Source organism: Salmonella sp. 32100201201700099SM, from assembly GCF_017572645.1.
GTDB classification, from domain to species: domain Bacteria; phylum Pseudomonadota; class Gammaproteobacteria; order Enterobacterales; family Enterobacteriaceae; genus Salmonella; species Salmonella enterica.
Genome location: NZ_JAGERQ010000009.1, coordinates 122,431 through 144,468, shown reverse-complemented (window position 1 = coordinate 144,468; position 22,038 = coordinate 122,431). Strand labels below are relative to the sequence as shown.

Annotated in this window: 20 protein-coding genes; 14 read left to right on the top strand and 6 right to left on the bottom strand. The window is 54.3% G+C overall.

The features are described from left to right. Positions 1 to 2: 2 nt before the first annotated feature. The 12 genes from murD to mutT all read left to right on the top strand — a co-directional run bounded on the left by murD (position 3) and on the right by mutT (position 14,545). Positions 3 to 1,319, top strand: coding sequence for a UDP-N-acetylmuramoyl-L-alanine--D-glutamate ligase (murD, locus tag J4685_RS15715; RefSeq protein WP_000796443.1), 1,317 nt, complete (start codon positions 3 to 5; stop codon positions 1,317 to 1,319). Continuing rightward, a complete protein-coding gene (gene ftsW, locus J4685_RS15710; protein WP_001239801.1) occupies positions 1,319 to 2,563 on the top strand; it encodes a cell division protein FtsW in 1,245 nt (414 codons plus the stop codon). The genes murD and ftsW overlap by 1 nt, the downstream gene beginning before the upstream one ends. Beyond that, positions 2,560 to 3,627 carry an undecaprenyldiphospho-muramoylpentapeptide beta-N-acetylglucosaminyltransferase gene (murG, locus tag J4685_RS15705; RefSeq protein WP_000016620.1) on the top strand — a complete coding sequence of 356 codons (1,068 nt, stop codon included), beginning with the start codon at positions 2,560 to 2,562 and terminating at the stop codon, positions 3,625 to 3,627. The genes ftsW and murG overlap by 4 nt, the downstream gene beginning before the upstream one ends. Positions 3,628 to 3,745: 118 nt before the next feature. Next, positions 3,746 to 5,221 carry a UDP-N-acetylmuramate--L-alanine ligase gene (murC, locus tag J4685_RS15700; protein ID WP_001096078.1) on the top strand — a complete coding sequence of 492 codons (1,476 nt, stop codon included), beginning with the start codon at positions 3,746 to 3,748 and terminating at the stop codon, positions 5,219 to 5,221. Then, a complete protein-coding gene (locus J4685_RS15695; protein ID WP_000763895.1) occupies positions 5,214 to 6,134 on the top strand; it encodes a D-alanine--D-alanine ligase in 921 nt (306 codons plus the stop codon). Before murC ends, J4685_RS15695 begins: the two co-directional genes overlap by 8 nt. A gap of 1 nt (position 6,135) precedes the next feature. Then, positions 6,136 to 6,966, top strand: coding sequence for a cell division protein FtsQ (ftsQ, locus tag J4685_RS15690; RefSeq protein ID WP_000075728.1), 831 nt, complete (start codon positions 6,136 to 6,138; stop codon positions 6,964 to 6,966). After that, complete coding sequence (ftsA, locus tag J4685_RS15685; protein ID WP_000588463.1) at positions 6,963 to 8,225, top strand: cell division protein FtsA; 1,263 nt, start codon at positions 6,963 to 6,965, stop codon at positions 8,223 to 8,225. The genes ftsQ and ftsA overlap by 4 nt, the downstream gene beginning before the upstream one ends. Positions 8,226 to 8,285: 60 nt before the next feature. Then, on the top strand, positions 8,286 to 9,437 hold the full coding sequence (gene ftsZ, locus J4685_RS15680) for a cell division protein FtsZ (RefSeq protein ID WP_000462785.1): 1,152 nt from the start codon (positions 8,286 to 8,288) through the stop codon (positions 9,435 to 9,437). Positions 9,438 to 9,537: 100 nt separating this feature from the next. Continuing rightward, on the top strand, positions 9,538 to 10,455 hold the full coding sequence (gene lpxC / locus J4685_RS15675) for a UDP-3-O-acyl-N-acetylglucosamine deacetylase (protein ID WP_000595490.1): 918 nt from the start codon (positions 9,538 to 9,540) through the stop codon (positions 10,453 to 10,455). Positions 10,456 to 10,733: 278 nt separating this feature from the next. After that, the gene (secM, locus tag J4685_RS15670) at positions 10,734 to 11,231 is read left to right on the top strand and encodes a secA translation cis-regulator SecM (protein ID WP_000014336.1); all 498 of its coding nucleotides are present in this window, start codon (positions 10,734 to 10,736) and stop codon (positions 11,229 to 11,231) included. Between the two features lie 61 nt (positions 11,232 to 11,292). After that, entirely contained in the window at positions 11,293 to 13,998 is a 2,706-nt protein-coding gene (gene secA, locus J4685_RS15665) for a preprotein translocase subunit SecA (protein ID WP_000905752.1), read from the top strand. Between the two features lie 151 nt (positions 13,999 to 14,149). Next, positions 14,150 to 14,545 carry an 8-oxo-dGTP diphosphatase MutT gene (mutT, locus tag J4685_RS15660; RefSeq protein WP_000736054.1) on the top strand — a complete coding sequence of 132 codons (396 nt, stop codon included), beginning with the start codon at positions 14,150 to 14,152 and terminating at the stop codon, positions 14,543 to 14,545. A 33-nt stretch (positions 14,546 to 14,578) separates the two neighbouring features. Here the strand turns inward: mutT and J4685_RS15655 are convergent, their stop codons facing one another. Then, positions 14,579 to 15,568 (bottom strand): aldo/keto reductase, encoded by a 990-nt coding sequence (locus tag J4685_RS15655; protein ID WP_001200032.1) that lies wholly within the window; start codon positions 15,566 to 15,568, stop codon positions 14,579 to 14,581. 85 nt (positions 15,569 to 15,653) lie between these two features. Here J4685_RS15655 and J4685_RS15650 point away from each other — a divergent pair, with 85 nt between their 5' ends. Further along, positions 15,654 to 16,595: a LysR family transcriptional regulator gene (locus J4685_RS15650; RefSeq protein WP_011232968.1), complete on the top strand. Its 942-nt coding sequence runs from the start codon at positions 15,654 to 15,656 to the stop codon at positions 16,593 to 16,595. Here J4685_RS15650 and yacG read toward each other — a convergent pair. Genes yacG through coaE form a run of 3 tightly spaced genes read right to left on the bottom strand, consistent with a single transcriptional unit; the run spans position 16,592 to position 18,156 of the window. Then, positions 16,592 to 16,783, bottom strand: a complete 192-nt coding sequence (yacG, locus tag J4685_RS15645; RefSeq protein WP_001286418.1) for a DNA gyrase inhibitor YacG — start codon at positions 16,781 to 16,783, stop codon at positions 16,592 to 16,594. The two genes, J4685_RS15650 and yacG, sit on opposite strands and share 4 nt — an antisense overlap. Before the next feature lie 9 nt (positions 16,784 to 16,792). Next, a complete protein-coding gene (gene zapD, locus J4685_RS15640) occupies positions 16,793 to 17,536 on the bottom strand; it encodes a cell division protein ZapD (RefSeq protein WP_000557441.1) in 744 nt (247 codons plus the stop codon). Next, the gene (gene coaE / locus J4685_RS15635) at positions 17,536 to 18,156 is read right to left on the bottom strand and encodes a dephospho-CoA kinase (RefSeq protein ID WP_001270909.1); all 621 of its coding nucleotides are present in this window, start codon (positions 18,154 to 18,156) and stop codon (positions 17,536 to 17,538) included. The genes zapD and coaE overlap by 1 nt, the downstream gene beginning before the upstream one ends. 225 nt (positions 18,157 to 18,381) lie before the next feature. Between coaE and J4685_RS15630 the strand changes: the two genes are divergently transcribed. Further along, on the top strand, positions 18,382 to 19,425 hold the full coding sequence (locus J4685_RS15630; RefSeq protein WP_001217365.1) for a GMP reductase: 1,044 nt from the start codon (positions 18,382 to 18,384) through the stop codon (positions 19,423 to 19,425). Between the two features lie 30 nt (positions 19,426 to 19,455). Here the strand turns inward: J4685_RS15630 and hofC are convergent, their stop codons facing one another. Both hofC and gspE read right to left on the bottom strand, forming a co-directional pair. Continuing rightward, positions 19,456 to 20,658 (bottom strand): protein transport protein HofC, encoded by a 1,203-nt coding sequence (gene hofC, locus J4685_RS15625; protein ID WP_000114083.1) that lies wholly within the window; start codon positions 20,656 to 20,658, stop codon positions 19,456 to 19,458. Next, on the bottom strand, positions 20,648 to 22,033 hold the full coding sequence (gene gspE, locus J4685_RS15620) for a type II secretion system protein GspE (RefSeq protein WP_016506155.1): 1,386 nt from the start codon (positions 22,031 to 22,033) through the stop codon (positions 20,648 to 20,650). The genes hofC and gspE overlap by 11 nt, the downstream gene beginning before the upstream one ends. Positions 22,034 to 22,038 lie beyond the last annotated feature (5 nt).

Sequence of the window (22,038 nt, the reverse complement as noted above, 5' to 3'; positions counted from 1 at the left end):
TCATGGCTGATTACCAGGACAAAAACGTCGTCATTATTGGTCTGGGCTTAACCGGACTCTCTTGCGTGGACTTTTTTCTCGCCCGCGGCGTGACGCCGCGGGTGATGGATACTCGCGTGACGCCGCCGGGTCTGGATAAGCTGCCGCAAGAGGTTGAGCGTCACGTTGGCGGCCTGAACGACGAGTGGCTCTTAGCGGCGGATTTAATCGTCGCCAGCCCTGGCATCGCTCTGGCGCATCCCTCTCTTAGCGCTGCCGCCAGCGCTGGAGTGGAAATTGTCGGCGATATCGAACTGTTTTGCCGCGAAGCGCAAGCGCCGATTGTGGCCATCACCGGCTCGAATGGCAAAAGCACCGTGACCACCTTAGTGGGCGAGATGGCGAAGGCGGCGGGCGTCAATGTCGGCGTTGGCGGCAATATCGGTCTTCCGGCGCTGATGCTGCTGGATGCCGATCGCGAATTGTACGTGCTGGAATTATCCAGTTTCCAACTGGAAACCACGTCAAGTTTGCAAGCGGCGGCGGCAACGGTGCTCAACGTCACTGAAGATCATATGGACCGGTATCCGTTTGGTTTGCAACAGTACCGGGCGGCGAAACTGCGCGTCTACGAGAAGGCGAAAGTGTGCGTAGTGAATGCCGATGATGCGTTGACGATGCCGGTTCGTGGGGCCGATGAGCGCTGCGTCAGCTTTGGCGTCAATATGGGTGATTATCACCTTAATCGTCAGCAGGGCGAAACCTGGCTGCGAGTCAAAGGCGAGAAGGTGCTGAACGTGAAAGAGATGAAGCTTTCCGGGCAGCATAACTATACCAATGCGTTAGCGGCGCTGGCGCTGGCGGATGCCGTAGGTCTGCCGCGCGCCAGCAGTTTGAAGGCGTTGACGACATTTACCGGTCTGGCGCATCGCTTCCAGCTGGCGTTGGAGCATAACGGCGTACGTTGGATCAACGACTCGAAAGCGACCAACGTCGGCAGTACCGAAGCGGCGCTAAACGGTTTGCATGTGGACGGTACGCTGCATCTGCTGCTGGGCGGCGACGGTAAGTCGGCAGACTTTTCTCCGCTGGCGCGCTATCTGACCGGCGACCGTATCCGCCTGTATTGCTTTGGGCGCGATGGCGCGCAGCTTGCCGCACTGCGTCCCGAAATCGCCCAACAGACTGAGACGATGGAAGAGGCGATGCGTTTGCTGGCGCCGCGCGTTCAGCCGGGTGATATGGTGCTGCTGTCGCCCGCTTGCGCCAGCCTCGATCAGTTTAAAAATTTTGAGCAACGGGGCGATGTCTTTACCCGTCTGGCGAAGGAGTTAGGTTGATGCGTTTATCTCTCCCCCGTCTGAGAATGCCGCGCGTACCAGGCTTTGGCCTCCTGGCCTGGCTGTTTGCGGCGCTTAAAGGCTGGGTGATGGCTTCGCGCGATAAAGACGCCGACAGTCTGATCATGTATGACCGCACGCTGCTATGGCTGACCTTCGGGCTGGCGGCGATTGGTTTTGTCATGGTGACGTCGGCCTCCATGCCAGTCGGGCAGCGCCTGGCGAACGATCCGTTTTTGTTTGCCAAACGTGATGCGCTCTATATCTTCTTGGCATTTTGTCTGGCGATGGTCACGCTACGTTTGCCCATGACCTTCTGGCAAAAATACAGCACGACGATGCTGATTGCGTCGATCATTATGCTGCTTATCGTGTTGGTCGTCGGGAGCTCGGTTAACGGGGCGTCGCGCTGGATTGCGCTGGGACCGCTGCGTATTCAGCCTGCGGAGTTTACCAAGCTGTCGCTGTTCTGCTACCTCGCGAACTATCTGGTGCGTAAGGTTGATGAGGTGCGAAATAACCTGCGCGGCTTTTTAAAACCAATGGGCGTGATTCTGGTGCTGGCGGTGTTACTGCTGGCGCAGCCTGACCTCGGGACGGTGGTCGTACTGTTTGTCGCCACGCTGGCGATGCTGTTTCTCGCCGGGGCGAAATTATGGCAGTTCATCGCCATTATCGGGATGGGCATCTCGGCGGTGATTCTGTTAATCCTCGCCGAACCGTATCGTATTCGTCGCGTTACTTCGTTCTGGAACCCCTGGGAAGATCCGTTCGGCAGCGGTTATCAGCTGACGCAGTCGCTGATGGCTTTTGGTCGCGGTGAGATATGGGGGCAAGGGCTGGGGAATTCGGTGCAGAAACTGGAGTATTTGCCGGAGGCGCACACCGATTTCATCTTCGCCATTATTGGGGAAGAACTGGGTTATATCGGTGTGGTATTGGCGCTTTTAATGGTATTCTTCGTCGCTTTTCGCGCGATGTCGATTGGCCGTAAGGCATTGGAGATTGACCACCGTTTTTCCGGATTTTTAGCGTGTTCTATCGGTATCTGGTTTAGTTTCCAGGCGCTGGTAAACGTTGGCGCGGCCGCGGGGATGCTGCCGACCAAAGGTCTTACGCTGCCGCTGATCAGTTATGGCGGGTCGAGTCTGTTGATTATGTCGACGGCCATTATGTTTTTATTACGTATTGATTATGAAACGCGTCTGGAAAAAGCGCAGGCGTTTACACGAGGTTCTCGATGAGTGGTCAACCGAAGCGGTTAATGGTGATGGCGGGCGGTACCGGCGGGCACGTGTTCCCCGGACTGGCCGTTGCGCATCATTTAATGGCCCAGGGCTGGCAGGTTCGCTGGCTGGGTACCGCCGATCGTATGGAAGCGGATTTAGTGCCGAAGCATGGCATCGACATTGACTTTATTCGGATCTCCGGTCTGCGCGGTAAAGGCGTAAAAGCGCTTCTGGCGGCGCCGCTGCGGATTTTTAACGCCTGGCGGCAGGCGCGGGCGATCATGAAGCGGTTTAAGCCGGATGTCGTGCTGGGAATGGGCGGTTATGTTTCCGGCCCCGGCGGTCTTGCCGCCTGGTCATTGGGTATTCCGGTCGTCTTGCATGAGCAAAACGGTATCGCTGGGCTAACCAATCAGTGGCTGGCCAGAATCGCGACCACGGTGATGCAGGCGTTTCCCGGTGCGTTTCCGAACGCGGAAGTGGTGGGTAACCCGGTGCGTACCGACGTACTGGCGTTGCCGTTGCCGCAGGTGCGTCTGGCCGGTCGTGACGGCCCGATTCGCGTGTTGGTGGTCGGCGGTTCTCAGGGGGCGCGAGTCCTGAACCAGACGATGCCGCAGGTTGCCGCCAGACTGGGCGATACGGTTACAATCTGGCATCAAAGCGGAAAAGGCGCGCAGCTCACGGTAGAGCAGGCATATGCCGGGACGGGACAACCGCAGCATAAGGTAACGGAATTTATCGATGACATGGCCGCCGCCTATGCGTGGGCGGATGTGGTGGTGTGCCGTTCCGGCGCTTTAACGGTGAGCGAGATCGCCGCCGCCGGGTTACCGGCGATATTCGTGCCGTTTCAGCATAAAGACAGGCAGCAGTACTGGAATGCGCTGCCGTTAGAAAACGCCGGCGCAGCTAAGATTTTTGAGCAGCCGCAGTTTACTGTAGAGGCTGTCGCCGACACCCTGGCGGGGTGGTCGCGCGAGGCGTTGTTAACCATGGCGGAGCGTGCCCGCGCGGTATCCATTCCGGATGCTACCGAACGCGTCGCCAGTGAAGTCAGCCGGGTTGCCCGGACATAATTTGTGGCGGTGCCTTTTGCATCGCAGGGTTTTTCTACCCTCAATAATTTGGGTTGCAGGCAAGCCAACGCATCTGCAATTTGAAGTATGGCGGGTATTGGAGTTAATGGCGTAAAGAATGAATACACAACAACTGGCAAAACTGCGTTCCATCGTGCCCGAAATGCGTCGCGTTCGGCACATTCACTTTGTCGGCATCGGTGGTGCTGGTATGGGCGGTATTGCCGAAGTTCTGGCCAATGAAGGGTATCAGATCAGTGGTTCCGATTTAGCGCCGAATCCGGTGACCCAGCAGTTGACGAGCCTGGGGGCAACGATTTTCTTTAACCATCGTCCGGAAAATGTGCGTGATGCCAGCGTGGTCGTCGTTTCCAGCGCAATTTCCTCGGATAACCCGGAAATTGTCGCGGCGCATGAAGCGCGTATTCCGGTTATTCGCCGTGCGGAAATGCTGGCGGAACTGATGCGTTTTCGCCACGGCATCGCCATTGCCGGGACGCACGGAAAAACCACAACGACCGCGATGGTGTCCAGTATTTATGCCGAAGCGGGGCTGGACCCGACTTTCGTGAATGGCGGACTGGTGAAAGCCGCAGGCGTTCATGCGCGTCTGGGCCATAGTCGTTACCTGATTGCCGAGGCAGATGAGAGCGACGCATCCTTCCTGCATTTGCAGCCGATGGTCGCGATCGTCACCAACATCGAAGCCGACCATATGGATACCTATCATGGCGACTTTGAAAACTTAAAGCAGACGTTTATTAACTTCCTGCATAACCTGCCGTTCTACGGTCGCGCGGTAATGTGCGTCGACGATCCGGTCATCCGCGAGTTGCTGCCGCGGGTGGGGCGTCAGACCACGACGTATGGCTTTAGCGAGGATGCTGACGTCCGCGTAGAAGATTATCAGCAGATAGGGCCGCAGGGGCACTTTACGCTGTTGCGCCAGGGAATGCCGGATCTGCATGTCACGTTGAATGCGCCGGGTCGCCACAATGCCCTGAATGCCGCCGCGGCAGTGGCGGTAGCGACCGAAGAAGGCATTGACGATGACGCTATCCTGCGCGCGCTGGAAAGCTTCCAGGGGACCGGGCGTCGTTTTGACTTCCTCGGCGAGTTCCCGCTTGAGCCGGTGAATGGTAAAGCCGGGACGGCGATGCTGGTGGATGACTATGGCCATCATCCGACCGAAGTAGACGCCACCATTAAAGCTGCGCGAGCAGGGTGGCCGGATAAAAACCTGGTGATGCTGTTTCAGCCGCACCGTTACACGCGCACGCGCGATCTGTATGACGATTTCGCCAATGTGCTGACCCAGGTCGATGCGCTGCTGATGCTGGACGTTTACCCGGCGGGCGAAGCGCCGATTCCGGGCGCGGATAGCCGTTCTTTATGTCGTACGATTCGTAATCGGGGAAAAATTGACCCGATTCTGGTTTCCGATCCAGCTCAGGTTGCGACAATGTTAGCGCCGGTGCTGACGGGTAACGACTTGATATTAGTGCAAGGCGCAGGAAATGTTGGCAAAATTGCGCGTTACTTATCTGAAATCAAGCTGAAGCCGCAAATCCAGGAGGAAGAGCAACATGGCTGATAAAATCGCGGTCCTGTTGGGCGGAACCTCTGCGGAGCGGGACGTTTCGTTAAATTCCGGCGCGGCAGTGTTGGCCGGGTTACGTGAAGGCGGCATTGATGCGCATCCCGTCGATCCGCAAGAGGTCGATGTCGCGCAGCTTAAAGCAATGGGCTTTCAGAAGGTCTTTATTGCGTTGCATGGCCGCGGCGGTGAAGATGGCACCTTACAGGGAATGCTTGAACTGCTCGGCCTGCCTTATACCGGCAGCGGCGTGATGGCCTCGGCGCTTTCCATGGATAAACTGCGCAGTAAATTGCTGTGGCAGGGCGCAGGCTTACCGGTTGCGCCGTGGGTCGCGCTGACGCGCGCTGAGTTTGAAAAAGGCCTTAGCGAAGAACAAAAAGCGCGAATTTCGGCGCTGGGTTTACCGCTGATCGTCAAACCCAGCCGTGAAGGCTCCAGCGTCGGTATGACGAAAGTAGTAGAAGAAAATGCTTTACAGGGTGCGTTATCATTGGCTTTTCAGCATGATGACGAAATACTGATTGAGAAATGGCTGTGCGGTCCGGAATTTACGGTGGCGATAGTTGGCGAAGAAATTTTACCGTCAATTCGTATCCAACCGGCAGGAACCTTCTATGATTATGAGGCGAAGTATCTCTCTGATGAGACTCAGTATTTCTGCCCTGCCGGTTTAGAAGCGTCCCAGGAAGCCGCGCTACAGTCTCTCGTCCTGCAGGCATGGAAAGCTTTAGGCTGCACGGGATGGGGGCGTATTGATGTCATGCTGGACAGCGATGGTCAGTTTTATCTGCTGGAAGCCAATACTTCTCCGGGGATGACCAGCCATAGTCTGGTGCCGATGGCGGCGCGTCAGGCGGGAATGAGCTTCTCGCAGTTAGTGGTACGAATTCTGGAGTTGGCGGACTGATATGTCGCAGGCTGCGCTGAACACGCGAAACAGTGATGAAGAGACGCCTTCTTCACGCCGCAATAATGGAACGCGTCTTGCAGGAATTTTATTCCTGCTGACGGTACTGTGCACCGTGTTTGTTAGCGGGTGGGTCGTGTTAGGGTGGATGGAAGATGCGCAGCGTTTACCGTTATCAAAGCTGGTATTAACCGGCGAGCGTCACTACACGCGTAACGATGATATCCGTCAGGCGATACTGGCTCTGGGCGCGCCGGGAACCTTCATGACGCAGGATGTGAACATTATCCAGAGCCAGATTGAGCGTTTGCCGTGGATTAAACAGGCCAGCGTCAGAAAACAGTGGCCTGATGAATTGAAGATTCATCTGGTTGAATATGTGCCGATTGCGCGTTGGAATGATCAACATATGGTCGATGCTGAAGGGAATACCTTCAGCGTGCCGTCAGACCGCATCGGCAAACAGGTTTTACCCATGTTGTATGGCCCGGAAGGCAGCGCGAGTGAAGTGTTGCAGGGATACCGCGAGATGGGGCAGGTGCTGGCTAAGGATAAATTCACTCTGAAGGAAGCGGCGATGACCGCACGTCGCTCCTGGCAATTGACGCTTAATAACGGTATTAAGCTCAATCTCGGCAGGGGCGATACGATGAAAAGGTTGGCTCGCTTTGTAGAACTCTATCCGGTTTTACAGCAGCAGGCGCAAACCGATGGCAAACGGATTAGCTACGTTGATTTGCGTTATGACTCAGGTGCGGCAGTTGGCTGGGCGCCGCTCCCCCCTGAGGAATCTAATCAGCAACAGAATCAGGCACAGGCAGAACAACAATGATCAAGGCGACGGACAGAAAACTGGTAGTAGGACTGGAGATTGGCACCGCGAAGGTTGCCGCTTTAGTAGGGGAAGTTCTGCCCGACGGTATGGTCAATATCATTGGCGTGGGCAGTTGCCCATCGCGGGGTATGGATAAAGGCGGGGTGAATGACCTTGAGTCAGTGGTGAAATGCGTTCAGCGCGCCATTGACCAGGCGGAATTGATGGCTGATTGCCAGATCTCCTCGGTATATCTGGCGCTTTCCGGCAAACATATTAGCTGTCAGAATGAAATTGGTATGGTGCCCATTTCCGAAGAGGAAGTGACGCAGGAAGATGTGGAAAACGTCGTGCATACTGCGAAGTCAGTGCGCGTGCGCGATGAACATCGCGTGCTGCATGTGATTCCTCAGGAGTACGCCATTGACTACCAGGAAGGCATTAAAAATCCGGTCGGTCTTTCCGGCGTGCGTATGCAGGCGAAAGTACATTTGATTACCTGCCACAACGATATGGCAAAAAACATTGTCAAAGCTGTTGAACGTTGTGGTCTGAAAGTTGACCAACTGATATTTGCCGGACTGGCGGCCAGTTATTCCGTGTTAACGGAAGATGAACGTGAACTGGGCGTCTGTGTCGTGGATATCGGCGGCGGTACAATGGATATCGCCGTTTATACTGGCGGCGCGCTGCGTCATACCAAAGTGATCCCTTACGCGGGGAACGTGGTGACCAGCGATATCGCTTATGCCTTTGGTACGCCGCCGAGCGATGCTGAAGCCATTAAAGTCCGCCACGGTTGCGCGCTGGGTTCCATCGTCGGTAAAGACGAGAGCGTTGAAGTACCAAGCGTAGGCGGGCGTCCGCCGCGCAGCCTGCAACGTCAGACGCTGGCGGAAGTGATTGAGCCGCGTTACACCGAGCTGCTCAATCTGGTCAACGAAGAGATATTGCAATTACAGGAACAGCTTCGCCAACAAGGGGTAAAACATCACCTGGCGGCGGGGATTGTGTTAACCGGCGGCGCGGCGCAAATCGAAGGGCTTGCTGCTTGCGCTCAGCGCGTGTTTCATACGCAGGTGCGTATCGGCGCGCCGCTGAATATCACCGGTCTGACGGATTATGCCCAGGAGCCGTATTACTCAACGGCGGTGGGATTGCTTCACTACGGGAAAGAGTCCCACTTAAACGGTGAAGCAGAAGTGGAAAAACGTGTTACGGCATCAGTTGGCTCGTGGATCAAGCGACTTAATAGCTGGCTGCGAAAAGAGTTTTAATTTTTATGAGGCCGCCAGATATTACGGCCTCAGGCGATAGGCACATGACGGAGAGAGATTATGTTTGAACCTATGGAACTAACCAACGACGCGGTGATTAAAGTCATCGGCGTCGGTGGTGGCGGCGGTAACGCTGTTGAACACATGGTGCGCGAGCGCATCGAAGGTGTTGAATTCTTCGCGGTGAATACCGACGCTCAGGCGTTGCGTAAAACGGCGGTTGGCCAGACCATTCAAATTGGTAGCGGCATTACCAAAGGTCTGGGCGCCGGCGCTAACCCGGAAGTCGGTCGTAACGCGGCGGACGAAGACCGTGAAGCGCTGCGTGCGGCGCTTGAAGGCGCAGACATGGTATTTATCGCGGCAGGCATGGGCGGCGGTACCGGAACCGGCGCGGCGCCAGTGGTTGCTGAAGTGGCAAAAGATTTAGGTATTCTGACCGTTGCCGTGGTGACTAAGCCTTTCAATTTTGAAGGCAAAAAGCGCATGGCATTTGCGGAGCAGGGTATCACCGAGCTGTCCAAGCATGTGGACTCGTTGATCACCATCCCGAACGACAAGCTGCTGAAAGTGCTGGGCCGTGGCATCTCCCTGCTCGACGCGTTCGGCGCGGCTAACGACGTGCTGAAAGGCGCGGTTCAGGGTATCGCAGAGCTGATCACCCGCCCGGGCCTGATGAACGTCGACTTTGCTGACGTGCGTACCGTGATGTCTGAAATGGGCTACGCAATGATGGGCTCCGGCGTGGCGAGCGGTGAAGATCGTGCGGAAGAAGCGGCTGAAATGGCTATTTCTTCTCCGCTGCTGGAAGATATCGATCTGTCCGGCGCGCGCGGCGTGTTGGTCAACATTACGGCGGGCTTCGACCTGCGTCTGGACGAGTTTGAAACCGTCGGCAACACCATTCGCGCGTTTGCGTCGGATAACGCCACCGTGGTTATCGGTACTTCTCTGGACCCGGATATGAATGATGAACTGCGCGTGACGGTAGTGGCGACCGGTATTGGTATGGACAAACGTCCGGAAATCACTCTGGTCACCAATAAACAGGTGCAGCAGCCGGTGTTGGATCGTTATCAGCAGCACGGTATGGCGCCGCTGACGCAGGAGCAAAAAACGGTCGCGAAAGTGGTTAACGACAATACACCACAGGCGGCGAAAGAGCCGGATTATCTGGATATCCCCGCATTCCTGCGTAAGCAAGCTGATTAAGAATTAGCTGGAATTTGGGATTCTGGGCTCTTTGTGCTAAACTGGCCCGCCGAATGTATAGTACACTTCGGTTGGATAGGTAATTTGGCGAGATTATACGATGATCAAACAAAGGACACTTAAACGTATCGTTCAGGCGACTGGCGTCGGTTTACACACCGGCAAAAAAGTCACCCTGACATTACGCCCTGCGCCGGCCAATACCGGGGTCATCTATCGTCGCACCGACTTGAATCCACCGGTAGATTTCCCGGCCGATGCCAAATCTGTGCGTGATACCATGCTCTGTACGTGTCTGGTGAATGAGCATGATGTACGGATTTCAACCGTTGAGCACCTGAACGCTGCTCTGGCGGGCTTAGGTATCGATAACATCGTTATTGAGGTTAATGCCCCGGAAATCCCGATCATGGATGGCAGTGCCGCTCCGTTTGTCTACCTGCTGCTTGACGCCGGTATTGATGAACTGAACTGCGCCAAAAAATTCGTACGCATCAAAGAGACTGTTCGGGTTGAAGATGGCGATAAATGGGCTGAATTCAGACCGTACAATGGTTTTACGTTGGATTTCACCATCGACTTTAGCCATCCGGCGATCGATTCCAGCAGCCAGCGCTACGCGATGAACTTCTCTGCGGATGCGTTCATGCGCCAGATCAGCCGTGCGCGTACCTTCGGTTTTATGCGTGATATCGAATATCTGCAGTCCCGCGGCCTGTGCCTGGGCGGCAGCTTCGATTGTGCCATCGTTGTTGACGATTATCGCGTATTGAACGAAGACGGCCTGCGTTTTGAAGATGAATTCGTTCGTCACAAAATGCTCGACGCGATCGGTGACTTGTTCATGTGTGGTCACAATATTATTGGTGCGTTTACCGCGTATAAATCCGGTCACGCATTGAATAACAAATTGTTACAGGCAGTCCTGGCAAAACAGGAAGCCTGGGAATTTGTGACCTTCCAGGACGACGCAGAACTGCCGTTGGCTTTCAAAGCGCCTTCGACGGTACTGGCATAACGACATACGCTGTCGTATAAAATTCGACTGGTTAACCTGGCACTCTCTCCGGCCAGGCGAGCCAGTCGTTTTTTTTACTATCCTTTATCTGCGCTTTCCTTAATACAGCCATTTTGACAGGGTTAAATGGAAACACGGCGCGTTCGCTGTTTTCTTAGCCGATTTTCACCTTAGCTTCTCGTCATTACTGCTGTAGCGCGTACGCTTTAATGATAAGATTTGTGCGCAAATTGTTTTGATTCCGTAAGCCCATGAGGGGCATATCAGGTGGCAATGACGTGAGTGGAATACTGACGCGCTGGCGACAGTTAGGCAGACGATACTTCTGGCCGCATCTCTTATTAGGGATGGTCGCGGCGAGTTTTGGTTTGCCCGCGCTCAGTAACGCCGCTGAAACCAATACGCCTGCAAGGACGACCGCCAGCACCGCGTCTAAAGTTAACTTTAGCCATCTTGCGCTGTTAGAAGCCTCTAACCGTCGTCCCAATTTCACCGTAGATTACTGGCATCAGCACGCTATTCGCACGGTGATTCGCCACCTTTCTTTTGCAATGGCGCCGCAAACGCTGCCCGTTGCCGACGCGCCGTCGCCATTACAGGCGCATCATATCGCCTTACTGAATACGCTCAGCGCGATGCTCACGCAGGAGGGCACGCCGCCGGCGATTGTTCGTCGCCTCTCCCTGGCGTATTTTGCGCCACAAACCGCATTTAGCATCCCGGCCTGGATAAGTCAGGCGCAGGGTATCCGCGCCGGTCCGCAACGTCTCAGCTAACGAAAAAAGACCCTTTTACTTTATTTGTAGCTCCGCGGCGCGGGGCATTTGAGACTTTATTATGCTAATCAAATTATTAACCAAAGTATTCGGTAGCCGTAACGATCGTACGCTGCGTCGTATGCGTAAGGCCGTCAGCCTTATTAATGCGATGGAACCGGAGATGGAAAAACTCTCCGATGACGAACTGAAAGCGAAAACCAACGAATTTCGCGCCCGTATTGAAAAAGGCGAAAGCGTAGAGAGCCTGATTCCGGAAGCGTTCGCGGTGGTGCGTGAAGCCAGTAAACGCGTCTTTGGGATGCGTCACTTCGACGTTCAGCTATTGGGTGGTATGGTGCTCAACGATCGCTGTATCGCCGAAATGCGTACTGGTGAAGGTAAAACGCTGACCGCAACGCTGCCAGCCTACCTGAACGCGTTGTCCGGCAAAGGCGTTCATGTGGTAACCGTGAACGACTATCTGGCGCAGCGTGACGCCGAAAACAACCGTCCGCTATTCGAATTCCTCGGTATGTCCGTTGGTATCAACCTGCCAGGTATGCCTGCGCCAGCCAAACGTGAAGCTTACGCTGCCGACATCACTTACGGCACTAACAACGAATACGGTTTTGACTACCTGCGCGACAACATGGCATTCAGCCCGGAAGAGCGCGTGCAGCGTAAACTGCATTATGCGCTGGTGGATGAAGTCGACTCCATCCTGATCGATGAAGCGCGTACGCCGCTGATTATTTCCGGCCCGGCGGAAGATAGCTCGGAAATGTACAAAAAAGTGAACAAAATCATTCCGCACCTGATTCGTCAGGAGAAAGAAGATTCTGACACTTTCCAGGGCGAAGGCCACTTCTCCGTTGATGAGAAAGCGCGCCAGGTTAACCTGACCGAACGCGGTCTGGTGCTGATTGAAGAGCTACTGGTGCAAGAAGGCATTATGGATGAAGGCGAGTCGCTCTACTCGCCTGGCAATATTATGCTGATGCATCACGTCACCGCCGCGCTGCGCGCGCACGCGCTGTTTACCCGTGACGTGGATTACATTGTGAAAGACGGCGAAGTCATCATTGTTGATGAACATACCGGTCGTACCATGCAGGGGCGTCGCTGGTCTGACGGTCTGCACCAGGCGGTAGAAGCGAAAGAAGGCGTTGAAATTCAGAATGAAAACCAGACGCTGGCGTCTATTACCTTCCAGAACTACTTCCGTCTGTATGAAAAGCTGGCCGGTATGACCGGTACGGCGGATACTGAAGCCTTCGAATTTAGCTCTATCTATAAGCTGGACACCGTCGTTGTTCCGACCAACCGTCCGATGATCCGTAAAGATTTGCCGGATCTGGTCTACATGACCGAAGCGGAAAAAATCCAGGCCATTATCGAAGATATTAAAGAACGTACCGCGAACGGTCAGCCAGTGCTGGTCGGGACGATTTCTATCGAGAAATCTGAAGTGGTCTCCAGAGAGCTGACCAAAGCGGGCATCAAACATAACGTACTGAACGCAAAATTCCACGCCAACGAAGCAGGCATCGTTGCGCAGGCTGGTTATCCAGCGGCGGTCACTATCGCTACTAACATGGCGGGTCGTGGTACCGATATTATGCTGGGCGGTAGCTGGCAGGCGGAAGTCGCCGCGCTGGAAGCGCCGACGGAAGAACAGATTGCGCAGATTAAAGCGGACTGGCAGGTACGCCATGACGCGGTTCTAGCTGCCGGTGGTCTGCATATCATTGGCACCGAGCGCCATGAATCCCGCCGTATCGACAACCAGCTGCGTGGCCGTTCCGGTCGCCAGGGCGATCCGGGTTCTTCCCGTTTCTATCTGTCGATGGAAGATGCGCTGATGCGTATTTTCGCCTCCGATCGTGTCTCCGGTATGATGCGTAAACTGGGGATGAAGCCGGGCGAAGCGATTGAGCACCCGTGGGTGACGAAAGCTATCGCTAACGCGCAGCGTAAAGTAGAAAGCCGTAACTTCGATATTCGTAAGCAACTGCTGGAATATGATGATGTGGCGAACGATCAGCGCCGTGCAATTTATACCCAGCGTAACGAACTGCTGGATGTGTCTGACGTGAGCGACACCATTAACAGCATTCGCGAAGATGTCTTTAAGGCGACTATCGACGCCTACATTCCGCCGCAGTCGCTGGAAGAGATGTGGGACATCCTGGGTTTGCAAGAACGCCTGAAAAACGACTTCGACTTGGAGATGCCGATTGCCGAATGGCTGGATAAAGAGCCGGAGCTACATGAGGAGACGCTGCGTGAGCGCATCCTGGCGCAGTCCATCGAGGTGTATCAGCGTAAAGAAGAGGTGGTTGGCGCTGAAATGATGCGTCATTTCGAAAAAGGCGTGATGCTGCAAACGCTCGATTCCCTGTGGAAAGAGCATCTGGCGGCGATGGATTACCTGCGTCAGGGTATTCATCTGCGCGGCTATGCGCAAAAAGATCCGAAGCAGGAATACAAGCGCGAATCCTTCGCTATGTTCGCCGCGATGCTGGAATCGCTGAAATATGAAGTGATCAGTACCCTGAGCAAAGTCCAGGTACGTATGCCTGAAGAGGTCGAAGCGATGGAAATGCAGCGTCGCGAAGAGGCGGAGCGACTGGCGCAGATGCAGCAGCTAAGCCATCAGGATGACGATGCCGCCGTGGCTGCCGATCTGGCCGCCCAAACAGGCGAACGTAAGATTGGACGTAACGATCCTTGCCCGTGCGGTTCCGGTAAGAAATACAAACAGTGTCACGGTCGCCTGAGCTAATGCGATAACCTTACCGGCCTGATAAGACATAATGTGTTGCCATCAGGTCGGTGCTGGCATTATTGCCGAAGGGCGCTACGCTTATTCGGCCTGGCATTGAACACAGGTAAAAAGGCGCAGGCGACTGCGCCTTTTTTATGGATGCAACAAGATGAAAAAACTGCAAATCGCGGTTGGGATTATCCGCAACCCGAACGACGAAATTTTTATTACCCAACGCGCCGCTGATGCGCATATGGCGAACAAGCTTGAATTTCCCGGCGGAAAAATTGAAGCCGGCGAAACACCAGAGCAGGCGTTGATCCGGGAGCTACAGGAAGAGGTGGGGATTACGCCAACACAGGTGACATTATTCGACACTCTGGAATATCAATTCCCGGATAGACACATCACGCTGTGGTTTTGGCTGGTTGAACGCTGGGAGGGCGAACCGTGGGGGAAAGAAGGACAGCCGGGACGGTGGATCGCGCAGAACGCGTTGAATACGGACGATTTTCCGCCGGCCAATGAACCGATTATTCGTAAATTACGCCAATTTGCGCTTTAGTGAGGGATCGCAACACGATCCCCATCGATCTTATTAGCGATTTAATGTCGACATAATTTCCGGCCAGTAGCGGGGGCCGGCCGCGGTGTCGTGAGGAAAAACCGCCTCAATTGCCGTCAGCTCCTGCGGGCTTAGGGTCAGTGATAACGCGCCGAGGTTTTCATCCACCCTGGCGCAGTGGCGGGTGCCGGGAATGGGAACGATGTGCCTGTTGCGGGCCAGCAGCCAGGCCAGCGCTAATTGTGCGGGGGTACACTCTTTTTCGCGTGCCATTTGTTTTATTGCTTCAGCCAGACGTAAATTGCGCGAGAAGCTCTCACCCATGAACCTGGGATTTGTGCGACGGAAGTCATTCGCAGCAAAATCTTCTGGCGTTTTAATCGTACCGGTCAGAAATCCGCGTCCCAGCGGGCTGTAAGCGACGAATCCTATACCCAACCGTTCACAGGTGGAAAGTGCTGAAATTTCCGCTTCGCGGGACCAAAGCGAATACTCACTTTGCAGCGCGGTAATAGGGTGAACGTTATGGGCGCGTTCCAGCGTTTGCGTTGATGCTTCGGATAGCCCGAGATAACGCACTTTTCCCTCGCGCACCAGGTCCGCCATTGCACCGACAGTCTCTTCTATGGGAACTGATGGATCAACGCGATGTTGATAGTACAGATCGATATGATCGACCCCCAGGCGTTGCAGGCTTTGCTCACAACTACGGCGAACGTACTCCGGTCTGCCATTGACGCCACGCGCCATAGGGTTAGCAGGGTCGAGAACGATACCAAATTTCGTCGCTAAAAATACCCGATCGCGACGATCGGCGATGGCTTTTCCGACTAACCTTTCATTGGTATAAGGGCCATACATATCTGCGGTATCGAGCAGTGTTACCCCCTGATCTAACGCATAATGTAGCGTCTTAATTGAGGTGCTGTCGTCATGAGCGCCGTAAAATGCGCTCATGCCCATACATCCCAGTCCGATGGCTGACACTCGCGGTCCGTTTGCGCCTAATGTACGATATTGCATACTGCCTCCATGAGGATATTTTGTGCATGGCAGGTAGTCTATACCTGGCGTATAACATGAAAAATAGGGGGAATAAGCATGGTTTATGAAGGCTGGCTTAATAATGCGTCATGATGTGATGTCCATATTGCATGCTTTTTGCATGATTGCTGAAAACCATAGCTTCACGCGGGCAGCGGCGCAGTTACATATTTCCACGTCGGCGTTAAGTCAGAATATGCGCCAACTGGAGGATGAACTTGGCGTGAAATTGTTGAACCGAACCACCCGGCGTGTCGGTTTGACAGAAGCAGGACATGCCTTTCTTGCCAGTATCAGACCCGCATTGGCCCATATTGATGAGGCGATGGAACATGCCCGCCAGAGCCGCGATATACCCGGAGGGACATTACGCCTGACCGTACCGCGCACGGCGGCCACGCTTCTGTTACAACCTAATCTCGCCGGTTTCATGCGCGATTATCCCGATATTCGGCTGGATATCGATGTGAATGACGGTTTTGTGGATTTAATTAACGAACGCTTTGATGCCGGTATTCGCTTTGGCGATGCGGTACAACTTGATATGAATGTCGTTCCGCTCGGTGATGTTTTACGCCCGGCGATCGTAGCATCCCCTGCATACCTTGCGCGTTTTGGCACGCCGCTGCACCCTCAGGAACTCATCAATCACCGCTGCCTTTGCCATCGTTTTACGCGTGAGAGCGGGCTATATCGGTGGGAGTTTGTTCATGGAGCGCAACGGCTGGAAATTACGCCGGAAGCCGCGTTAATGGTGAATGATAAAGCGTTGCGTCTCTCCGCCGCGCGTGATGGGGCAGGGCTAACCTATGTTTTTGAACAGGATGTCCACGAAGACTTACAGGATGGGCGGTTGTGTTCCGTGCTTGAGGAGTGGCTGCCTGCGGCGGACCGGTTTTATTTGTATTATCCCGGCCGCGCGCATATGGCGCCAAAACTACGCGTATTTATTGATTATTTTTGTCATAAGGCGATATTGCCGTCTCAACAGAGCCATCACCGTTAGCGCTCTTCGCTCCAGTCGTCGCTATCAGACGGGTCGCCGCTGCTGGCGATTCGTTTCTCTTCGGCGGCCCATTCGCCCAAATCAATTAGCTGACAGCGTTTAGAACAAAATGGGCGGAAGGGGCTAATTTCCCCCCAGACGACCGGTTTACCGCAGGTCGGACAGTTTACGACGGTCACGTCAGACATTTTTACTCCTTAGCAACAGGCCAGTTCAAAATCAAGACGCTCCGGCACCAGACCATTTTCACTATCCAGCGGCATAAAGCGAATGGCAAAACGGCTCTTATGGCCGGAAATTTGCGGATAAAGTTGTGAATCGAGCGTCAGCATAAGACGCAGCAAATCGGCGTCGTCCCCGTTATCCTGATAAAAACCGTTCAGGCTGGTTTGCTTACGGAAAGGCGCTGAATTACGGATCAGATCAAGCACCAGCGTCAGCGCCTGGGTGAGGGGATTCAGGCTGGCAAGCCAGCTTTCAATCTGGGCGTCGCGCTGCGCCTGTTGTAGGTGCAACCAGATATGCAGAGTGGGTAAATCGAAACTGCAACAGCCGCCAGGAATACTTAAGCGTTGACGCACAAGGGCAATCAAGCGATCTTCGCGTAGCTGCTGGCCAATCCTCGGGGCGGAGATCAGCACGCTGCCCGCCGATTTTAACTGCTGGCGCAGGGCTTCAATACGGTCTTGATCGACGCCGGGAACCTCAACCCAGGCCTGTAATTTACGCTGCTGGCGCTCCAGTTCTTTCAGCAGTTCGGTACGGACTTCGCCCCGTTCGAACACATCCAGTAGATCGCTGATGTTACGGAAAAAATGCAGTGCGCCAGCATGGTCTGCAATTGGCAGGTTGATGGAGAGCTGTTGGATCAAAAACTCTATGCGCAGCCACGTACGCATCTTCTCATTGAGAGGGTGTTCAAATAGGACCTGGGTGTGCATTACGGTTTTTCCTGTGAGACAAACTGCGACGCGAGCTTAAGATAACTGGCGTGCAGGCGGGCCACATCTGATGCGATAGCATCCGGTGCGCCGTTATTATCAATAACATCGTCCGCCACGGCAAGGCGCGCTTCACGCGTCGCCTGCGCAGCGAGAATGTGTTCAACATGCTCGCGCGTAACATCATCACGCTGCATTGTGCGTATGAGTTGCGTTTCGGGCATCACGTCAACCACCAGTACGCGGTTGGCTTTTTGATACAGCCTGTTTTCAACCAGCAGAGGCACAACCCATAACACATAGGGCGACGTAGCCTGTTGAAACTGTTGTTGGGTTTCCTGCTGAATTAAGGGATGAAGCAGAGCGTTAAGCCAGGCTTTTTCTTCCGGATGCGAAAAAATACGCTCACGCAGCGCCCGGCGACGTAACGTGCCGTCGGCGGCGATAAGTTCAGAACCAAAATGTTCCGCTATTGCGTTCAGGGCGGGCTGCCCTGGCTCAACCATCTGGCGCGCGATAATATCCGCGTCGATGACGGTTATTCCGAGGTCAGCGAAGGCATCAGCGACGGTACTTTTACCGCTGCCAATACCGCCGGTTAAGGCTACGGTATACCTCATATCTCCAGCTTCCGGAATTTTAGTTTGACAATCAAAAGATTAAATTTTAAGCATACAAAGACGATACGCTCTGAGCATTAACCTACTATTCGCCAGGTAAATTTATGGGATTGTAACGTAAAAAAAGAGAATTTCGCAGTCTTGTACGGCCATGATTAGTGCGTATGATAACGTCACTGGAGTTGTGAGTTTCGATTTTTCGCCATTAACCCCAGGAATCCGTACATGCGTATTGAAGAAGATCTGAAGTTAGGTTTCAAAGACGTTCTTATCCGTCCTAAGCGTTCTACCCTCAAAAGCCGTTCCGATGTCGAACTGGAACGTCAATTCACCTTTAAACACTCAGGTCAGACCTGGTCTGGCGTACCGATTATCGCGGCCAATATGGATACCGTCGGGACGTTTGAAATGGCGCAAGCATTGGCCGGGTTTGATATTCTGACTGCTGTACATAAACATTATACCGTTGAAGAATGGGCAGCTTTTATCAACACGGCTTCGGCTGATGTTCTCAAGCATGTGATGGTTTCCACCGGGACCTCTGATGCTGATTTCGAAAAAACCGTGCAGATTCTGGCGCTGAATCCTGCGCTGAACTTTGTCTGTATTGATGTGGCCAATGGCTATTCAGAACATTTTGTGCAGTTCGTCGCGAAAGCACGTGAAGCATGGCCGACAAAAACAATCTGCGCAGGCAATGTGGTAACGGGCGAGATGTGCGAAGAGCTTATCCTCTCCGGCGCCGATATCGTGAAAGTGGGAATTGGTCCCGGCTCCGTATGCACGACGCGTGTAAAAACCGGCGTTGGTTATCCGCAACTGTCGGCGGTTATCGAATGTGCTGACGCGGCGCATGGCCTGGGCGGCATGATCGTCAGCGATGGCGGCTGCACCATGCCAGGCGACGTAGCAAAAGCCTTCGGCGGCGGCGCGGATTTCGTTATGTTGGGCGGTATGCTGGCGGGTCACGAAGAGAGCGGCGGCAGCGTGGTAGAAGAGAATGGCGAGAAATTCATGCTGTTCTACGGCATGAGTTCGGAATCTGCGATGAACCGTCATGTCGGCGGCGTTGCGAAATACCGCGCGGCAGAAGGTAAAACGGTTAAATTGCCGCTGCGTGGGCCGGTGGGCAATACCGCCCGCGATATCCTGGGCGGTCTACGCTCAGCCTGCACTTATGTCGGCGCGTCTCGCCTGAAAGAGTTGACCAAACGCACCACCTTTATTCGGGTGCAGGAACAAGAAAACCGCATTTTCAATAGCCTCTAATATTCTGGCTGGCGTACATGTGCGCCAGCCTTATCCCATCCCGCTCATCGCGTCTCCCAAATGAAAAATCGGCAAATACATCGCCACCACCAGCGTACCGATAATTAAGCCGGTGATGATCAATAACGCCGGTTCCAACAGCGACGCCAGATTATCGGCCAGCGCCAGCGTAGTTTCACTGTGGTGACGGGCAAGGTTATGCAGCATGATATCGAGTGAGCCGGACGCTTCGCCCGTTCTGACCAGTTGCAGGCATAGCGGACTAAATTCCTGGGTATTTTTTAGCGCCAACCAGACCGGATTGCCCGCGGCGATCTCCTGATGTACCTGCGTTAAACGCTGTGACCAGTAAGGGCAGCCGAGACTATCGATAGCGCTTTCCAGTCCCTGAAGAAAAGGAATGCCTGCGCTTTGGGTTAATGCCAGTACGGTGAATATTTGCGCTAGTTTCTGGCTTCTTATCAGGCGACCCATAACGGGGAGCCGTAGCAGAAGACGCTGCCGCTGCGCTTGCCAGGACGGTTTTTGTTTTACCCTGCTGTGAGCGATAGCAATGAGCATCGTCAGGAACAAGATGAGCCAACCCCATGCCGACCCCCATTGCGCTATCGCGATAATACCGCGCGTCAGAAGAGGGAGCGGGGTATTGAAGCTACGGTAAATGGCGGCAAATTCCGGCAGGACAAAGTGCAGCATGGCGAAAACGACCAGGGCGGCCATTGTCAGAATAATGACGGGATAGCGTAGCGCCTTTTTCACGCTAACCGTAATCTGCCGTTGCGCTTTTTGCTGACGGGCCAGTTCAAAGCAGCATTCGGCCAGTTTGCCGGTCAGCTCTCCGGTGCGGATCATCGTCTGGTAGAGCGGCGGAAATACCTGCGGCCAGGAGACTAATGCGCTGGAAAAAGGGACGCCCTGTTCAAGCTCGTGAGCCAGCGTGCGCAACAGCGCTTGCCATTGTCGGTGGGGATGCTGTTTCGCAAGGAGTTCCAGCCCTTCAGAAAGCGTCAGCCCGGCATGAATGAGCGTGGCCAACTGATGAATAATTTCAGCGCTTTGCTCTTCTTTCCACAGTGCGGCGTTAACGCCTATGCGCTTGATGCGAAGCGGCATAATGTGCTGATGTTGCAGGGTGATGATCAGCGCCAGACGATTGTCCACCCATACAACGTCTTGTTCCAGTTGACCTTTATCGTTAACGCCTTGCCAGTGCCAGAGCTGTTTAACGCTCATGGGGCATTCCCAGAACGCGCAGTATCTCTTCAAAGGACGTCATGCCTTGCTCAACGGCGCGACAGCCATTTTCAAAAAGCGTCTCTGTACCGGTCTGCTGGAGGTGGGCTTCCAGTGCTTGCGCCGATGCGCCGCTCGCAATTAACTGACGTAATGCCGGGGTAACGGTTAACACTTCGAATAACGCGGTTCGGCCATAAAAGCCGTGGTAGCAATGCTGACAGCCGCTTGCCTGCCAGCGCGGCAGCGCGCTGGGCCAAAGATTGGGCGATAGTACCACGGGATCGTTCAGGCGCTGTTTGCAGTGCGGGCAAAGCTTTCTTACCAGGCGTTGCGCTACCACCAGCGTAAGCGCCGATGAGATCATCCAGCGTGCTACGCCCATTTGCTGCAAACGTATCAGGGTTTCGCTGGTGGAGTTCGTATGGAGCGTTGAAAGTACCAGATGGCCCGTTTGTGCCGCCTTAATGGCGATTTCTGCGGTGTCGCCGTCACGAATTTCACCTACCATGATGATGTCAGGGTCCTGGCGTAAAAGCGCGCGCAGCACATTTTGAAAGGTGAGCCCGGCGCGGGGATGGATCTGCGTCTGGTTAATCCCATCCAGTGGAATTTCTATCGGATCCTCAACGCTACAGAGGTTGATACCCGGCGTATTCCGGGTTTGTAGCGCGCTGTATAGCGTGACCGTTTTTCCGCTACCGGTGGGGCCAGTCACCAGTACCAGCCCTTGAGGTTGCTGTAGGGCTTGTCTAAAAGCGGTAAGTTGTGCCCCGTACATGCCCAGCGTGTTCAGATCCAGCGTTTGTTCAACCTGATGCAACAACCGTAAGACGACTTTTTCGCCTTCTTTACAGGGAAGCGTGGCGATACGAAAAGAGATGCTGTCGCCCGTCAGGTCAACGGTAAATTGCCCGTCCTGCGGCAGTCGATGTTCAGCGATGTCCAAATTTCCCAGGACTTTCAATCTGGCCGTCAGCGCAAGCCCCGTCTCTTTGGCGATGTCCTGCAGAATATGAAGAACGCCGTCGATGCGGAGTCTTATTCGGTAGCGGCTGGCGCTTGGTTCGAGATGGATATCAGAGGCGCGTTTCGCCATCGCCGAGCGTAATGTCTGATTGAGAAGCTGGGCCGCGGTTTCTCCGCCTTTCGCGGCGTTTGCCGAGGGAGCCTGATCCGGCTTATGCCGATGATTTTCCATTTGCTGGCGAGTCCAGCACACAATATCAATCTGTTTTTGCGTGGCGAAATGCAGAGCGTCCAGTAACGCATGAGAGGGCGCGTCGACCACTGCAACAGTGATACTGTTGCTGGCGCTATTGATCAGTACAGCCTGATGACGTTGACACAAGGTGTTGAGCTGAGCGTCTTTCATCTTGT

Bases quoted from the DNA above. Each gene is read 5' to 3' on its own strand.
- murD (WP_000796443.1), top strand. From the start codon at position 3: ATGGCTGATTACCAGGACAAAAACGTCGTCATTATTGGTCTGGGCTTA.
- ftsW (WP_001239801.1), top strand. From the start codon at position 1,319: ATGCGTTTATCTCTCCCCCGTCTGAGAATGCCGCGCGTACCAGGCTTT.
- murG (WP_000016620.1), top strand. From the start codon at position 2,560: ATGAGTGGTCAACCGAAGCGGTTAATGGTGATGGCGGGCGGTACCGGC.
- murC (WP_001096078.1), top strand. From the start codon at position 3,746: ATGAATACACAACAACTGGCAAAACTGCGTTCCATCGTGCCCGAAATG.
- J4685_RS15695 (WP_000763895.1), top strand. From the start codon at position 5,214: ATGGCTGATAAAATCGCGGTCCTGTTGGGCGGAACCTCTGCGGAGCGG.
- ftsQ (WP_000075728.1), top strand. From the start codon at position 6,136: ATGTCGCAGGCTGCGCTGAACACGCGAAACAGTGATGAAGAGACGCCT.
- ftsA (WP_000588463.1), top strand. From the start codon at position 6,963: ATGATCAAGGCGACGGACAGAAAACTGGTAGTAGGACTGGAGATTGGC.
- ftsZ (WP_000462785.1), top strand. From the start codon at position 8,286: ATGTTTGAACCTATGGAACTAACCAACGACGCGGTGATTAAAGTCATC.
- lpxC (WP_000595490.1), top strand. From the start codon at position 9,538: ATGATCAAACAAAGGACACTTAAACGTATCGTTCAGGCGACTGGCGTC.
- secA (WP_000905752.1), top strand. From the start codon at position 11,293: ATGCTAATCAAATTATTAACCAAAGTATTCGGTAGCCGTAACGATCGT.
- mutT (WP_000736054.1), top strand. From the start codon at position 14,150: ATGAAAAAACTGCAAATCGCGGTTGGGATTATCCGCAACCCGAACGAC.
- J4685_RS15655 (WP_001200032.1), bottom strand. From the start codon at position 15,568: ATGCAATATCGTACATTAGGCGCAAACGGACCGCGAGTGTCAGCCATC.
- J4685_RS15650 (WP_011232968.1), top strand. From the start codon at position 15,654: ATGAAGGCTGGCTTAATAATGCGTCATGATGTGATGTCCATATTGCAT.
- yacG (WP_001286418.1), bottom strand. From the start codon at position 16,783: ATGTCTGACGTGACCGTCGTAAACTGTCCGACCTGCGGTAAACCGGTC.
- zapD (WP_000557441.1), bottom strand. From the start codon at position 17,536: ATGCACACCCAGGTCCTATTTGAACACCCTCTCAATGAGAAGATGCGT.
- coaE (WP_001270909.1), bottom strand. From the start codon at position 18,156: ATGAGGTATACCGTAGCCTTAACCGGCGGTATTGGCAGCGGTAAAAGT.
- J4685_RS15630 (WP_001217365.1), top strand. From the start codon at position 18,382: ATGCGTATTGAAGAAGATCTGAAGTTAGGTTTCAAAGACGTTCTTATC.
- hofC (WP_000114083.1), bottom strand. From the start codon at position 20,658: ATGAGCGTTAAACAGCTCTGGCACTGGCAAGGCGTTAACGATAAAGGT.
- gspE (WP_016506155.1), bottom strand. From the start codon at position 22,033: ATGAAAGACGCTCAGCTCAACACCTTGTGTCAACGTCATCAGGCTGTA.